This window comes from Citrobacter farmeri (assembly GCF_019048065.1).
Classification (GTDB): domain Bacteria; phylum Pseudomonadota; class Gammaproteobacteria; order Enterobacterales; family Enterobacteriaceae; genus Citrobacter_A; species Citrobacter_A farmeri.
The window spans coordinates 1,992,203-2,005,546 of record NZ_CP077291.1 but is presented as its reverse complement, the minus strand read 5'-3'; the positions used below and the strand labels follow the sequence as shown (position 1 = coordinate 2,005,546).

15 protein-coding genes are annotated in these 13,344 nt (G+C 53.0%); 7 read left to right on the top strand and 8 right to left on the bottom strand.

Going from position 1 to position 13,344, the window contains the following annotated elements:
* Window positions 1-112: 112 nt before the first annotated feature.
* Together dadX and I6L53_RS09485 are read right to left on the bottom strand one after the other, a co-directional pair.
* Window positions 113-1,183 (bottom strand): catabolic alanine racemase DadX, encoded by a 1,071-nt coding sequence (gene dadX, locus I6L53_RS09490; RefSeq protein WP_042318549.1) that lies wholly within the window; start codon window positions 1,181-1,183, stop codon window positions 113-115.
* A gap of 12 nt (window positions 1,184-1,195) precedes the next feature.
* Window positions 1,196-2,494, bottom strand: coding sequence for a D-amino acid dehydrogenase (locus tag I6L53_RS09485; RefSeq protein WP_042318547.1), 1,299 nt, complete (start codon window positions 2,492-2,494; stop codon window positions 1,196-1,198).
* Between the two features lie 328 nt (window positions 2,495-2,822).
* Between I6L53_RS09485 and I6L53_RS09480 the strand changes: the two genes are divergently transcribed.
* Window positions 2,823-4,355 (top strand): SpoVR family protein, encoded by a 1,533-nt coding sequence (locus I6L53_RS09480; RefSeq protein ID WP_042318545.1) that lies wholly within the window; start codon window positions 2,823-2,825, stop codon window positions 4,353-4,355.
* A 33-nt stretch (window positions 4,356-4,388) separates the two neighbouring features.
* Here the strand turns inward: I6L53_RS09480 and fadR are convergent, their stop codons facing one another.
* Window positions 4,389-5,108 carry a fatty acid metabolism transcriptional regulator FadR gene (gene fadR, locus I6L53_RS09475; protein WP_042318544.1) on the bottom strand — a complete coding sequence of 240 codons (720 nt, stop codon included), beginning with the start codon at window positions 5,106-5,108 and terminating at the stop codon, window positions 4,389-4,391.
* A gap of 222 nt (window positions 5,109-5,330) precedes the next feature.
* Here fadR and nhaB point away from each other — a divergent pair, with 222 nt between their 5' ends.
* Both nhaB and dsbB read left to right on the top strand, forming a co-directional pair.
* Complete coding sequence (gene nhaB, locus I6L53_RS09470; RefSeq protein WP_042318543.1) at window positions 5,331-6,875, top strand: Na(+)/H(+) antiporter NhaB; 1,545 nt, start codon at window positions 5,331-5,333, stop codon at window positions 6,873-6,875.
* Between the two features lie 141 nt (window positions 6,876-7,016).
* Window positions 7,017-7,547 carry a disulfide bond formation protein DsbB gene (dsbB, locus tag I6L53_RS09465; RefSeq protein ID WP_042318542.1) on the top strand — a complete coding sequence of 177 codons (531 nt, stop codon included), beginning with the start codon at window positions 7,017-7,019 and terminating at the stop codon, window positions 7,545-7,547.
* Window positions 7,548-7,595: 48 nt separating this feature from the next.
* Here dsbB and I6L53_RS09460 read toward each other — a convergent pair whose 3' ends face one another.
* The 3 genes from I6L53_RS09460 to I6L53_RS09450 form a co-directional block, all read right to left on the bottom strand.
* Window positions 7,596-8,042 carry a YcgN family cysteine cluster protein gene (locus I6L53_RS09460; protein WP_042318693.1) on the bottom strand — a complete coding sequence of 149 codons (447 nt, stop codon included), beginning with the start codon at window positions 8,040-8,042 and terminating at the stop codon, window positions 7,596-7,598.
* Between the two features lie 92 nt (window positions 8,043-8,134).
* Window positions 8,135-8,794, bottom strand: a complete 660-nt coding sequence (locus I6L53_RS09455) for a fumarylacetoacetate hydrolase family protein (protein WP_042318541.1) — start codon at window positions 8,792-8,794, stop codon at window positions 8,135-8,137.
* 68 nt (window positions 8,795-8,862) lie between these two features.
* Window positions 8,863-9,156, bottom strand: coding sequence for a YcgL domain-containing protein (locus I6L53_RS09450; RefSeq protein ID WP_042318540.1), 294 nt, complete (start codon window positions 9,154-9,156; stop codon window positions 8,863-8,865).
* 126 nt (window positions 9,157-9,282) lie between these two features.
* Here I6L53_RS09450 and minC point away from each other — a divergent pair, with 126 nt between their 5' ends.
* The 3 genes from minC to minE are packed head-to-tail and all read left to right on the top strand — an operon-like array spanning window position 9,283 to window position 11,096.
* Window positions 9,283-9,990 carry a septum site-determining protein MinC gene (gene minC / locus I6L53_RS09445; protein ID WP_042318538.1) on the top strand — a complete coding sequence of 236 codons (708 nt, stop codon included), beginning with the start codon at window positions 9,283-9,285 and terminating at the stop codon, window positions 9,988-9,990.
* A gap of 23 nt (window positions 9,991-10,013) precedes the next feature.
* Window positions 10,014-10,826: a septum site-determining protein MinD gene (minD, locus tag I6L53_RS09440; RefSeq protein ID WP_042318537.1), complete on the top strand. Its 813-nt coding sequence runs from the start codon at window positions 10,014-10,016 to the stop codon at window positions 10,824-10,826.
* 3 nt (window positions 10,827-10,829) lie between these two features.
* Complete coding sequence (gene minE, locus I6L53_RS09435) at window positions 10,830-11,096, top strand: cell division topological specificity factor MinE (RefSeq protein ID WP_001185666.1); 267 nt, start codon at window positions 10,830-10,832, stop codon at window positions 11,094-11,096.
* 103 nt (window positions 11,097-11,199) lie between these two features.
* Here the strand turns inward: minE and I6L53_RS09430 are convergent, their stop codons facing one another.
* Together I6L53_RS09430 and zinT are read right to left on the bottom strand one after the other, a co-directional pair.
* Window positions 11,200-12,000: an aminoglycoside nucleotidyltransferase ANT9 gene (locus I6L53_RS09430; RefSeq protein ID WP_042318692.1), complete on the bottom strand. Its 801-nt coding sequence runs from the start codon at window positions 11,998-12,000 to the stop codon at window positions 11,200-11,202.
* 88 nt (window positions 12,001-12,088) lie between these two features.
* Window positions 12,089-12,757 (bottom strand): metal-binding protein ZinT, encoded by a 669-nt coding sequence (zinT, locus tag I6L53_RS09425; protein ID WP_167382392.1) that lies wholly within the window; start codon window positions 12,755-12,757, stop codon window positions 12,089-12,091.
* 147 nt (window positions 12,758-12,904) lie between these two features.
* Between zinT and uspF the strand changes: the two genes are divergently transcribed.
* Window positions 12,905-13,333, top strand: coding sequence for a universal stress protein UspF (uspF, locus tag I6L53_RS09420; protein WP_042318536.1), 429 nt, complete (start codon window positions 12,905-12,907; stop codon window positions 13,331-13,333).
* The last annotated feature ends 11 nt before the right edge of the window (window positions 13,334-13,344 follow it).

Here is a 13,344-nt window from a genome sequence, read left to right as displayed (position 1 = left end):
GTAGTGACCATGCCGGATGGCGCTACGCTTATCCGGCCTACTGACGACTCCGCATAACGTTTGCTGTAGGCCGGATAAGGCGCATCGCGCCGCCATCCGGCAACATAATAAGTTACACCGTCACAACAGGAACACGCAGCGCCAGGGAACACATCAGTTCATACCCCACCGTTCCCGCTGATTTTGCCACGTCATCAATTTTGATCTCCTTGCCCCACAGTTCCACCGGCGTTCCGATCCCCGCCTGTGGGCATGGCGTCAAATCCACCGCCAGCATATCCATCGACACGGTTCCCACGGTCGTGGTCCTGACACCGTCTACCAGTACCGGCGTTCCGCTCGGCGCATGGCGCGGATAGCCGTCAGCATAACCTGTCGCCACGATACCAATGCGCTGTTCGCCTCTGGCGGTATAGCGCCCGCCATAGCCGACGCGATCCCCCGCCTTCAGCGTTTGCACACCAATGATTTCGCTGCTGAGCGTCATCACCGGCTTCAGGCCGGTATTGGCGATATCGCGCCACTGGCCTGACGGCGAAGCGCCGTAAAGAATGATGCCCGGTCGCACCCAGTCAAAATGTGCATCGGGATGCCACAGCGTGGCCGCAGAGTTTGACAGTGACCGGCGGCATTCCAGCCCTTTCGTTGCCAGCGCGATACGTTCCATCGCATTGCGGATCCCGTCAGGGTGCTCAGCGTCAGCAAAGTGCGACATTAGCGTCATCTCTCCGACGTTCGGCATCGCGCGCAATTGCTGCCAGACGGTTTGCAACCGTTCCGGCAGGAAGCCCAGACGGTTCATGCCGCTGTTAACCTTCACGTAGACATCCAGCGGTGCCTTCAGCTTTGCATTCTGAATCGCTTTAAGCTGCCAGTTGCTGTGAACGCAGGTGGTCAAACGCCAGGTGTCGTACAGCGCCAAATCTTCCGCATGGAAAAACCCTTCCAGCATGAGGATCGGCCCTTTCCAGCCGCGTTCGCGCAGGGTTACCGCCTCCTCAAGATTCAGAAGGGCAAAACCGTCGGTGTTGCCCAGCGCATTCCAGATACGTTCAATGCCATGTCCATACGCATTGGCTTTCACCACCGACCAGACGCGCGCGTCCGGTGCGGCCTGACGCACAATGTTCAGGTTCTGTTTCATCGCCTGTAGGTCAAGGCTGGCCAATATAGGGCGGGTCATCTCGCGTCCTTCTTAGTTATGTGCGCCGTGCAGATGTTGGGGACGGGAAGGCGTAAAGCCAGCGTGGTAGCGCGCCACGCTCAGATCGTCATACGGAATGGCAGGCGTACGCCCCGACAGGATGTCGCTCAGCAACTGCCCTGAACCACAGGCCATCGTCCATCCCAGCGTACCGTGCCCGGTATTCAGCAACAGATTTTTGAAACGGGTACGCCCCACTACCGGCGTACCGTCTGGCGTCATCGGGCGCAGTCCGGTCCAGAATGTCGCCTGTTCAATATGCCCTCCGCGCGGGTAGAGATCGCGAACCACCATCTCAAGCGTTTCCCGACGCGGCTGAAGTAATTCGGTATTGAAGCCGACAATTTCTGCCATGCCGCCCACGCGGATACGCTGGTCAAAACGGGTAATGGCGATTTTGTAGGTTTCATCAAGAATAGTCGAAACCGGTGCGCCGTCCTCTTCCGCCACCGGAATCGTCAGCGAATAGCCTTTCAGCGGATAGACCGGGATATCGACAATCCCTTTCAGCATCGCCGTGGAGTAAGATCCCATCGCCATAACGTACGCATCGGCTTTAACAATCTCATCACCACATTTCACGCCGTATATCTGCTCGCCTTCGCAAAGCAATTTATCCACGGGCGTATTGAAGCGAAACGTAACCCCTGCCTGTTCGGCCATCTGCGCCAGACGTTGGGTAAAGAGTTGGCAGTCGCCGGTTTCGTCATTCGGCAAACGTAAGCCACCGGTCAGTTTGTGCGCCACTTCAGCCAGTGCCGGCTCGACTTCTGCCAGTCGACTGGCTTCCAGCAACTGATACGGCACGCCCGCGTCTTCCAGCACGGCGATATCCCGGGTGGCGTTCTCATACTGCTGTGCGGTACGGAACAGTTGCAGCGTGCCGCCCTGCCGCCCTTCATACTGGATACCGGTCGATGCACGCAGAGCTTTCAGGCAGTCACGACTGTATTCCGCGAGACGCACCATCCGCCCTTTGTTTTCCATGTAATGGCTGGTATCGCAATTACGCAGCATCTGCCACATCCATTTTAACTGGAACTGCGTCCCGTCCAGGCGAACCGCCAGCGGCGCATGGCGCTGAAACATCCATTTAATCGCTTTCAGCGGTACACCCGGTGCCGCCCAGGGCGCAGCGTAGCCCGGAGAGATCTGCCCCGCATTCGCCGCGCTGGTTTCCAGCGCCGGGCCAGGTTCACGATCGATGACGGTGACATCATGTCCAGCCTGACTCAGATACCAGGCGCTGGTCACGCCAACGACACCACTTCCCAGTATGACAACTCGCATAGCCACTCCGTTAACAGTAACAGTAAAAGAACAATCATCTAATTACATCTTGATAACTCAGATGAAAATATTATTCAACATATGGCTTTTTTATGGTGACACATCTCACATATGGCACGGGAAACATTGAACTCACTGCTTTGGGATCTCCTGCTGTGGGTTATTTTTATCCAGCATAAAATGTTGTCATGTATGCAAAATATGGCGGGTCGGCCAGCGGAAATCGCAAAGAAAATATTTCTCCACTGACACGGTTTTTAACAGGGTGTTCTATGCTTGAAATGAGGTGCTCCACACAGAGAGCGCCGCCAACAATGAGGGTGCGCGAATGGCTACGATTGATTCCATGAACAAGGACACCACACGGTTGAGCGATGGACCAGACTGGACGTTTGATCTGCTGGATGTCTATCTGGCAGAGATAGACCGGGTGGCGAAACTCTACAGACTGGATACCTACCCGCACCAGATTGAGGTCATCACCTCCGAGCAGATGATGGATGCTTACTCCAGCGTCGGGATGCCGATTAACTATCCTCACTGGTCGTTTGGCAAAAAATTTATCGAGACCGAACGACTGTACAAGCACGGTCAGCAAGGGTTGGCCTACGAGATTGTGATTAACTCCAACCCGTGTATCGCCTATCTGATGGAGGAGAATACCATTACCATGCAGGCGCTGGTGATGGCGCACGCCTGCTATGGACATAACTCCTTCTTCAAAAATAACTATCTGTTTCGCAGTTGGACTGACGCCAGCTCTATTGTTGATTACCTGATCTTCGCGCGTAATTACATTACCCAGTGCGAAGAACGATACGGCGTGGACGAAGTTGAGCGATTACTCGACTCCTGCCACGCACTGATGAATTACGGCGTTGACCGCTATAAGCGCCCACAGAAAATCTCCCTCCAGGAGGAGAAGGCCCGCCAGCAGAGTCGCGAAGAGTATCTGCAAAGCCAGGTGAATATGTTGTGGCGTACCCTGCCGAAGAAAGAGGAAGAGAAGACGGTCGCCGAAGCGCGGCGCTATCCTTCAGAGCCGCAGGAGAACCTGCTCTACTTTATGGAAAAAAATGCCCCGCTGCTGGAGTCATGGCAACGCGAAATCCTGCGTATTGTGCGCAAGGTCAGCCAGTATTTTTATCCGCAAAAACAGACCCAGGTGATGAACGAAGGTTGGGCTACCTTCTGGCATTACACCATTCTGAACCACCTGTATGACGAGGGAAAAGTCACCGAACGTTTTATGCTGGAATTTTTACACAGCCACACCAACGTCGTATTCCAGCCGCCTTATAACAGCCCGTGGTACAGCGGAATAAACCCTTACGCCCTGGGGTTCGCCATGTTCCAGGACATCAAGCGTATCTGTCAGTCGCCGACGGAAGAAGATAAGTACTGGTTCCCGGATATCGCCGGCTCCGATTGGCTGGAAACGCTGCATTTTGCCATGCGTGATTTCAAAGATGAGAGCTTCATCAGCCAGTTCCTGTCACCGAAAGTGATGCGCGATTTCCGCCTCTTTACGGTGCTGGATGACGATCGGCATAACTATCTGGAGATCTCCGCCATTCACAACGAAGAAGGCTATCGTGAAATCCGCAACCGCCTCTCGTCGCAATATAATCTGAGCAACGTTGAGCCGAATATTCAGGTCTGGAACGTGGATCTGCGGGGCGATCGCTCCCTCACCCTGCGCTATATCCCGCATAATCGCGCGCCGCTGGATAAAGGACGCAAAGAAGTGCTCAAGCATGTGCATCGGCTGTGGGGATTTGATGTGATGCTGGAACAGCAAAACGAGGACGGGAGCGTGGAACTGCTGGAGCGCTGTCCACCCAGAATGAACAGCCTGTAAACAAAAACCCCCTCATCATGAGGGGGTTCGCGTTTAACGGCCCTGAATGGCTAAATCGCCAGGCAGGTTTTTCTGCATCCGGTGCCAGATCTCGCCGCTGTCATGGCCATAACGACGCACCGTTTCGTACACCTGGTCGTGCGCGCCCTGTAAGCACAGTTGCGACAGCTTATGATAGAAACCGAGCGCCAGGCTACGCGCTTCCGGATTGGCAAAGTAGTGACGGCCAATGCGGGTATACAGCCCTTTCATCCCGTTCAGGATCAGGCCATAAATCGGGTTGCCTGAGGCAAACGCCAGACCGCGAAAAATGTTGTAATCGAGATCGGCAAACGCATCGGCGTGATCGGCCACTTCCTGTGCGGTCGCCAGCACTTCCTGCGCTTTGTCAGGATGCTGACGAAACGCGGTGCGAATGAAGATGGTGGAGATGTTGGTCCGGACCGACAGCAAATTGTCGATCAACTGCGGGACGCTTTCGTGATCGAGACGCGCCAGCGTTTCAAGAATATTCAGCCCGGAGGTTTCCCAGAAATTATTCACCTTCGTCGGTTTGCCATGCTGAATGGTCAACCAACCGTCTCGCGCCAGACGCTGCAGCACTTCACGTAACGTGGTACGAGTCACCCCGATAAGTTCCGAGAGTTCTCGTTCTGCAGGCAAGATAGTGCCAGGGGGGAAGCGGTTATTCCAGATACTTTCAATGATGTACTCTTCCGCGAAACCCGCCGGGCTCTGCGCCTTTATGACCATAGTGAGATTTCCATTACACAGCAAAACATAGTTACACTCATCATACCAGACGGGGTACACGCCTGATAGCAGACACAGTGAAGAAAAAGTGGATCAAGGCTTCATTTTCTTGATAACACGGGCGGTCGGGGGTTAAAGGCTTGCCTGCTTTCCGGCTGACCGTTACTCTTTGTGGCTAACCATAAAAACATCATTTCAATAAATAAGGTAAGGGAAACCATAATGGAACTCTCATGGGGCCGCGCGTTCTGGCGCAACTTTTTAGGCCAGTCGCCAGACTGGTACAAGCTCGCACTACTGACCTTCTTGATAGTTAATCCACTGATTTTCATCATCAATCCATTTGTTGCGGGCTGGTTGCTGGTGGCGGAATTCATCTTCACACTGGCGATGGCCCTGAAGTGTTACCCGTTGCTGCCAGGCGGTTTGCTGGCAATTGAAGCCGTTATGATTGGAATGACCAGCGCCGCGCATGTTCGTGAAGAGGTGGCAAATAACCTGGAAGTCCTGCTGCTGCTGATGTTCATGGTTGCTGGCATCTATTTTATGAAGCAGTTGCTGCTGTTCATTTTTACCCGCCTGCTGCTGACTATTCGCTCCAAAACGCTGCTGTCACTTGCGTTTTGTGTGGCGGCGGCCTTCCTCTCCGCCTTCCTTGATGCGCTGACCGTTGTGGCGGTGGTGATAAGCGTCGCCGTCGGGTTCTATGGCATTTATCACCGCGTAGCCTCTTCCCGCGCTGACGATCATGACATTCTTGATGACAGCCATATCGATCAGCACTATAAAACGGTACTCGAACAGTTCCGTGGCTTCCTGCGCAGTCTGATGATGCATGCCGGAGTGGGAACCGCGTTGGGCGGCGTGATGACGATGGTGGGCGAACCGCAGAACCTGATTATCGCCAAAGCCGCCGGCTGGCATTTTGGCGACTTCTTCCTGCGAATGTCGCCGGTCACCGTTCCGGTACTGATTTGCGGCCTGCTCACCTGCGTACTGGTTGAGAAGTTGCGCTGGTTTGGCTATGGCGAAACGCTGCCGGAAAAAGTGCGTGACGTATTGCAGCAGTTTGACGACCAAAGCCGCCAGCAGCGCAGCCGTCAGGAGCGTTTAAAGCTGATCGTTCAGGCCATTATCGGCGTCTGGCTGGTTATCGCCCTGGCGCTGCATCTGGCGGAAGTGGGGCTGATCGGTCTGAGCGTCATTATCCTCGCCACCTCGCTGACCGGCGTGACCGATGAACATGCGATTGGCAAGGCGTTCACCGAATCTCTGCCTTTCACCGCGCTGCTGACCGTCTTTTTCTCGATTGTGGCAGTGATCATCGACCAGCACCTTTTCTCACCGATTATTCAGTTTGTGTTGCAGGCCTCGGAGCACGCGCAACTGACCCTGTTCTATCTCTTCAACGGTCTGCTCTCGTCGATCTCCGATAATGTTTTCGTCGGTACGATCTACATTAACGAGGCCAAAGCGGCGATGGAAAGCGGCGCTATCACTCTGCAACAGTACGAACTGCTGGCGGTGGCGATCAACACCGGGACTAACCTGCCGTCCGTGGCGACGCCAAATGGTCAGGCGGCGTTCCTCTTCCTGCTCACCTCCGCACTGGCCCCGCTGATTCGCCTCTCCTATGGTCGGATGGTCTGGATGGCGCTGCCGTATACGATCGTGCTGACGTTGGTCGGTCTGCTGTGTGTTGAGTTTACCCTGACGCCGCTGACCGAGTGGATGACGCAAAGCGGCTGGTTAGCTACACTTTCGTAACAACTTACCGGGCATTTCACTGCCCGGTTTGCCTTTTTGCATGATATTTATCCGATTACACAATATTTAAGTTTCTCCTGGTGGCGCGGTGATCGAATTGGTTTACACTGCCGTGTCTACGCATGTTGCAGGGAAATTATTATGTTGCGATATTTAAACCAGTGCTCACGGGGTCGGGGTGCCTGGTTATTAATGGCTTTTACTGCCCTGGCGCTTGAACTGGTCGCGCTGTGGTTCCAGCATGTTATGCTGCTTAAGCCCTGTGTGCTGTGTATCTATGAGCGCTGCGCACTGTTCGGCATCATGGGGGCCGGACTGGTCGGGGCTATTGCGCCTAAAACGCCGTTGCGCTACGTGGCGCTGATCATCTGGATCTACAGTGCCTGGCGTGGTGTGCAGTTGGCCTGGGAACACACCATGATCCAGTTGCACCCTTCTCCCTTCATGACCTGTGATTTCATGGCGCGCTTCCCCAGTTGGTTGCCATTGGATAAATGGTTGCCGCAGGTGTTTGTTGCCTCCGGGGATTGCGCTGAGCGTCAGTGGGAATTTTTATCGCTGGAAATGCCGCAATGGTTACTGGGCATTTTTGCGGCCTATCTGGTCATCGCGGTTCTGGTCCTGCTTGTCCAGCCGCTTAAACCGAAAAGACGCGATCTGTTCGGTCGTTAATCTCAAACGCTCCCGGCCGGGAGCGTTTTTTTATCTGTCGCGTAAACTTTAATCCGCCCATGAAGGTTTGTTCAGGATGTGATCCTGCCAGTCATGCACTTCTGACTCTCTTACGGCAATGTGGCGTACCGAAATTCGTTCGCCGTGCATTGCCGCTTTCGATCCCGTCAGCAACGGATGCCACTCCGGTAGCCCTTTCCCTTCCGCCAGCAGTCGATAGGCGCAAGTCATCGGCAACCATTCAAAGGTTGGCAGATTATCACGCGTTAACTTGATGCAGTCAGGCTCGTACTCGAAGCGACGTTCGTAGTTGCGGCACTGGCAGGTTTTAATATTGAGCTGACGACAGGCAACGTTGGTGAAATAGATCTCGTCGGTATCCTCGTCCATCAGCTTATGCAGGCAGCACTGACCGCAGCCATCACATAACGACTCCCATTCGGCATCGGTCATTTCATCCAGGGTTTTACGTTGCCAGAAAGGTAAATCGCTCATCAGGGTATCCGCCATTGCTATAAAGCTGCACCTTATAACCAGTCTGGCACGCTGATGCAAGTTTTGCCGCCCAAAAAGGCGGCAAGCCGGTGTTACAGGACGCGGGTCGTCAGGGAATGACCGTTAAAATTGACCACCAGCTCATCGCCGCTGGTGAGTGGCCCGACGCCTTCCGGAGTGCCGGTCAGCACGACATCGCCGGCTTTGAGGGTAAAGAATTTGCTCATATAGGCGATTAAGGGGACGATTTTGTGGATCATATCTGCCGTCGTGCCCTGCTGGCGAACGTCGCCATTGACGGTCAGGCCCAGCGGTGTCGCCTGCGGATCGCCATTAAATTCCGCAGCAGGAATGAACCCGGACAGCGGGCACGAGTTATCGAATCCTTTTGCCTTCTCCCAGGGTTGTCCAGCCTTCTTCATTTTGCCCTGAATATCACGTAACGTCAGATCGAGCGCCACGCCATATCCGGCGATCGCCTTACGAACATGTTCTTCGGTCGCCTGACGTAGCGTCGCGCCAATTAATACCGCCAGCTCGACCTCATGGTGTACTGAGCCCATGTCCGTCGGAATGACCAGCGGCTGGCGCAAATCGCACAGAGCGGTTTCCGGCTTGATAAACAGCACCGGCTCATCCGGTGTGACGCTACCCATTTCTTTAATGTGGTTGGCGTAGTTACTGCCCACACACACCACTTTGCTTACCGGGTAGTCAAGCAGCGCACCCTGCCAGTTATGATGTTGATACATTCATTTTCCCCTAATTTGTCATCGTTGACTTCAGGAATGGCACCGACAGGCATGACGCCGGGTACCGTTTATTTATCGACTTCTGGATTTTTTTGTGTGGCATTGAAACGATGTTGTTTCAATAAATCTTCGGGCGGTGGCGGCAGTTGTAAATAATATCCCTGCTCCGTTAAGGCTTGTTTTACTTTATCCAGCGAGGCATTGACTAACTTTTTGCTTCCGTCCAGCGGCAATATCATTGCCAGCTGTGGCTGACCAAATCCTTTCATCAGTTCTTCAGGCACGCGTGAGAAATCGTCTTTTTTTTCGACATACAAATAGGTCTGGTCACGCTTAGCACTTCTGTAGATCACACAAAACATACATTTTACTCTGAATTAAACGGATGGCGACTTGCCTCAATATAATAGTGACTATAACATGCCTTCTGGACTTCGGAATATCACTCCACATCGGGGATGATAAATAGCAAATTGAGTAAGGCCAGGATGTCAAACACGCCCATCGAACTTAAAGGCAGTAGCTTCACCTTGTCAGTGGTTCATTTACATGAAGCAGAACCCGAGGTTATTCGTCAGGCGTTAGAAGACAAAATCGCTCAGGCTCCTGCTTTTTTAAAACACGCTCCTGTGGTGGTGAATGTCAGTAGCCTTGATACGCCGGTGAACTGGCCGCAGTTGCAGAAGGTCGTGGCGTCGACGGGGTTACGTATTGTTGGCGTCAGCGGTTGCAAAGATGCCCGGCTGAAAGCCGAAATCGACCAAATGGGCCTTCCTTTACTCACTGAAGGTAAAGAGAAAGTGGCGCGTTCCGCGCCGGCAGAACCCGTTGCTCCCGCCGCTGTAGTGCAAAACGCTACTCCCGTCACAAAAACGCGATTTATTGATATACCGGTTCGTTCCGGTCAACGCATTTATGCACCACAATGTGATCTGATTGTTACAAGTCACGTCAGCGCTGGCGCTGAGCTGATCGCCGATGGCAATATCCATGTCTATGGCATGATGAGAGGTCGCGCGCTGGCAGGGGCAAGTGGTGACCGGGAAGCGCAAATTTTCTGTACCCACCTGACGGCAGAACTGGTGTCTATCGCAGGTGTTTACTGGCTGAGTGATAAAATCCCAGCAGAATTTTATGGCAAAGCGGCACGTCTACAGTTGGCAGATAACGCTTTGACAGTTCAACCGTTGAATTGATCCCTTTTTAACAAGGAATTTCTATGGCACGCATTATTGTAGTTACTTCGGGTAAAGGGGGCGTTGGCAAAACCACCTCCAGCGCGGCCATCGCTACTGGTTTGGCCCAGAAGGGAAAGAAAACTGTCGTTATTGATTTTGATATCGGCCTGCGTAACCTCGATCTCATTATGGGGTGTGAGCGTCGGGTTGTTTATGATTTCGTCAACGTCATTCAGGGCGATGCTTCGCTCAATCAGGCGCTCATCAAGGACAAGCGCACTGAAAATCTCTTCATTCTTCCAGCCTCCCAGACTCGCGATAAAGACGCGTTAACGCGTGAAGGCGTTGCAAAAGTCCTCGACGATCTGAAAGCGATGGATTTCGATTTTATCGTCTGCGACTCCCCTGCGGGGATCGAAACCGGCGCGCTGATGGCGCTTTATTTCGCTGACGAAGCGATCATCACCACTAACCCGGAAGTCTCCTCGGTGCGCGACTCCGATCGTATTCTGGGCATTCTGGCGTCTAAATCTCGCCGCGCCGAGAACGGTGAAGATCCGATTAAAGAACATCTGCTGTTGACGCGCTACAACCCAGGCCGTGTCAACCGGGGCGACATGCTCAGTATGGAAGATGTACTGGAAATCCTGCGCATCAAACTCGTCGGAGTTATCCCGGAAGATCAGTCTGTTCTGCGCGCCTCTAACCAGGGTGAACCGGTCATTCTGGACATCAATGCGGACGCAGGTAAAGCGTATGCCGATACGGTAGACCGTCTGTTGGGAGAAGAACGTCCTTTCCGCTTCATTGACGAAGAGAAGAAAGGTTTCCTCAAACGCCTGTTCGGAGGATAAGTTATGGCATTACTGGATTTTTTTCTCTCGCGGAAAAAGAGTACAGCGAACATCGCGAAAGAGCGATTACAGATTATTGTCGCCGAGCGTCGTCGTAGTGACGCCGAGCCGCATTATTTACCGCAGTTACGTAAAGATATTCTTGAGGTCATTTGTAAGTATGTACAAATTGATCCGGAAATGGTCACCGTTCAGCTTGAACAAAAAGACGGCGATATTTCCATTCTCGAACTTAACGTCACATTACCGGAAGCTGAAGAGTCGAAGTAAACGCTTCACTAAGAAGACTCCTGGAAAAAAGGCAGAGCGATCTGCCTTTTTTATTATCAGCGATTCTTCTACCTCGACAATAATGGTGCGTGAAATACGGCAATCATTTATCCACGAGTGATAACTGTTCGGTTATTTTCGCTTTTGCATAACAAACAAAACGCAAGACAGCAGGCATAGCCTCTGCCCAGTCAACGCTTACCTGGCCCAGATAGTCGAGCCGCGCTGTCGCAAGGAGAGATGCGTGTTCACCCGGCAGATGAGGCAGTAACCAGTTTGCCGCGCCGTCTTTCGCGGTAAAGCCCCCCGTCGCCACGCTGTACCAGATCCGCACCAGGGTCAAAATGATATTGCGTTCATCGCCTTGCAAATCGCTACTGTCCTGCCAGAGCGTCAACGTCTGGCGGAACGTCTCCCGAATGTCATTTTCCGGTACAGGCTCAAAAAGCCGATCCGCACGCTCGCCGGTTAAGGCAATGCTGGCATTGCGCGCCTGGGTTAATAAAATCGCCAGATCGCCATCCTGCTGCGCAGGTTCATACTTCCCCGCGTGAATATCCTCGCGCAGCCACTCGCCAAACTGCATCTCCCGCCGGGGAGGAAAACGCCAGGGAACCACATCGGCATATACCACAACCGTTACCTCAAGCGCCCGCCAGAGCATTGACGTGCCTGGCGGGGCGGATACCAACAGTAGTTCCTGCATAAGCGCTTCTCGTTGTACCGTCGTGAGCGGCGCGCGCGTGGTAACCAGCAAATCAATATCGCTGTAGGGTTTTAGCCCACCCTCAACGGCAGATCCGTACAGATGAATGGCGAGCAGGTCGCTTTCCAGAATCCGCGCAATAATGGCCTTCGTCTTTTCCAGTTGTTCCCGGAGCGTATCCGGCATCATCAGTGTCATCGTCCCATCCGTTATCGTGTCATTTTTTGCACAGCCCCACTTTAACGTGATGGAAAACCCGCCGACAAGCAGCGGGCTGAACCTGAATTTAGTGGTGCAGCATTTCATCCACCACGGCCTGCGCCTTGAGTTGATAAGGATAGTAGGTTGGCCAGTTATCCATCTCTTCCAGTAGCGCCTGCTGTGAGATATTGCCCATGAAAAGGTGGAAATGGTTCGACGCGCGCGGCGCGATGATATGATCGCTGAACTGCACGAACTTCGGCGCCTTGCTGTTTTCGTCCTTACATTCAAACAGATAGCGAACCCCTTTTTTACCTGATGTATAGGTCAGGATCTTATATCCGGCGTAGTCATACCGACAGGAAGCAACCTGCTTACCGGTATGGAACTCCATCACGCCATTTTCGATACCAATCGTATCGACCTTCGTCGCATAGCCTTTCCGGTAGTAGGATTTCACCTCTTCCGCTGTTTTACCCTTCTCCTTTTCCGCTTTCTGTTTAAAAACCGGATCCAGTTCGCCGCTGACCAGATAAGGATAAACGGATTGCCACATACCGTCCCAGTCGGTGAGCGCCCTGTCCTTGACATTGCTGTCGGCAAATTCGCCTTCCGCCGCCTTCTGTTCCATTTCTGTCAACGGCAGGCCATGCGCGTGATCGCCGTGGGCAAAGGCATAGCTGCTGACCCACAGCATTCCCAGAGAGACTGATAATTTTTTCCAATGAATCGCCAACGTCGTACCCTCAATCATGTGAATAAGATGAAATGTTATAATATAACAATTCAGTTTATTCAACACCGTTGCGCGTAAATGATGGAAACTTGATCTGGTCACTTTTTATGCAAAACGTAGATTCGATATACTGCAACTGGAGACAAAAAACAGGAGGTAATGACTATGTATCGTTCTGTTCTGGTGCCCATTGATATTTCAGAAGCCGATCTCACCCGGCAACTTATTCCTCAGGTCCAAATTCACGCCAAAACGGCGAAAGTCCATTTTCTGTCGGTCATTCCCTCGGTCCCCTTTTATGCTTCCCTGGGGCTCGCCTACTCTGGCGAACTCCCGGATAAAAATGGACTGCAGACGAAAGCATCACAGAAACTCGACGAGATTGTGAAGCAATTCGATATCCCCGAAGGCCGGATAGAAAAACATGTGGTATACGGTCCCCCGAAGGATCAAATCCTGAAACTGGCGGATGCCGTCAGTGCTGACCTGGTGATCATCGCTTCACATCGCCCCGGTATCTCAACGTATCTGTTGGGTTCTACCGCCGCAGCCGTCGTGCGCCATGCGCACTGCCCTGTGCTGGTAGTCCGCTGAGCCGCAAACGG

Coding starts and splice junctions, on each gene's coding strand:
- nhaB (WP_042318543.1), top strand. CDS start 5,331: ATGGAACTCTCATGGGGCCGCGCGTTCTGGCGCAACTTTTTAGGCCAG.
- I6L53_RS09485 (WP_042318547.1), bottom strand. CDS start 2,494: ATGCGAGTTGTCATACTGGGAAGTGGTGTCGTTGGCGTGACCAGCGCC.
- I6L53_RS09480 (WP_042318545.1), top strand. CDS start 2,823: ATGGCTACGATTGATTCCATGAACAAGGACACCACACGGTTGAGCGAT.
- minC (WP_042318538.1), top strand. CDS start 9,283: ATGTCAAACACGCCCATCGAACTTAAAGGCAGTAGCTTCACCTTGTCA.
- uspF (WP_042318536.1), top strand. CDS start 12,905: ATGTATCGTTCTGTTCTGGTGCCCATTGATATTTCAGAAGCCGATCTC.
- fadR (WP_042318544.1), bottom strand. CDS start 5,108: ATGGTCATAAAGGCGCAGAGCCCGGCGGGTTTCGCGGAAGAGTACATC.
- I6L53_RS09430 (WP_042318692.1), bottom strand. CDS start 12,000: ATGACACTGATGATGCCGGATACGCTCCGGGAACAACTGGAAAAGACG.
- minE (WP_001185666.1), top strand. CDS start 10,830: ATGGCATTACTGGATTTTTTTCTCTCGCGGAAAAAGAGTACAGCGAAC.
- zinT (WP_167382392.1), bottom strand. CDS start 12,757: ATGATTGAGGGTACGACGTTGGCGATTCATTGGAAAAAATTATCAGTC.
- dsbB (WP_042318542.1), top strand. CDS start 7,017: ATGTTGCGATATTTAAACCAGTGCTCACGGGGTCGGGGTGCCTGGTTA.
- I6L53_RS09450 (WP_042318540.1), bottom strand. CDS start 9,156: ATGTTTTGTGTGATCTACAGAAGTGCTAAGCGTGACCAGACCTATTTG.
- minD (WP_042318537.1), top strand. CDS start 10,014: ATGGCACGCATTATTGTAGTTACTTCGGGTAAAGGGGGCGTTGGCAAA.
- I6L53_RS09460 (WP_042318693.1), bottom strand. CDS start 8,042: ATGAGCGATTTACCTTTCTGGCAACGTAAAACCCTGGATGAAATGACC.
- I6L53_RS09455 (WP_042318541.1), bottom strand. CDS start 8,794: ATGTATCAACATCATAACTGGCAGGGTGCGCTGCTTGACTACCCGGTA.
- dadX (WP_042318549.1), bottom strand. CDS start 1,183: ATGACCCGCCCTATATTGGCCAGCCTTGACCTACAGGCGATGAAACAG.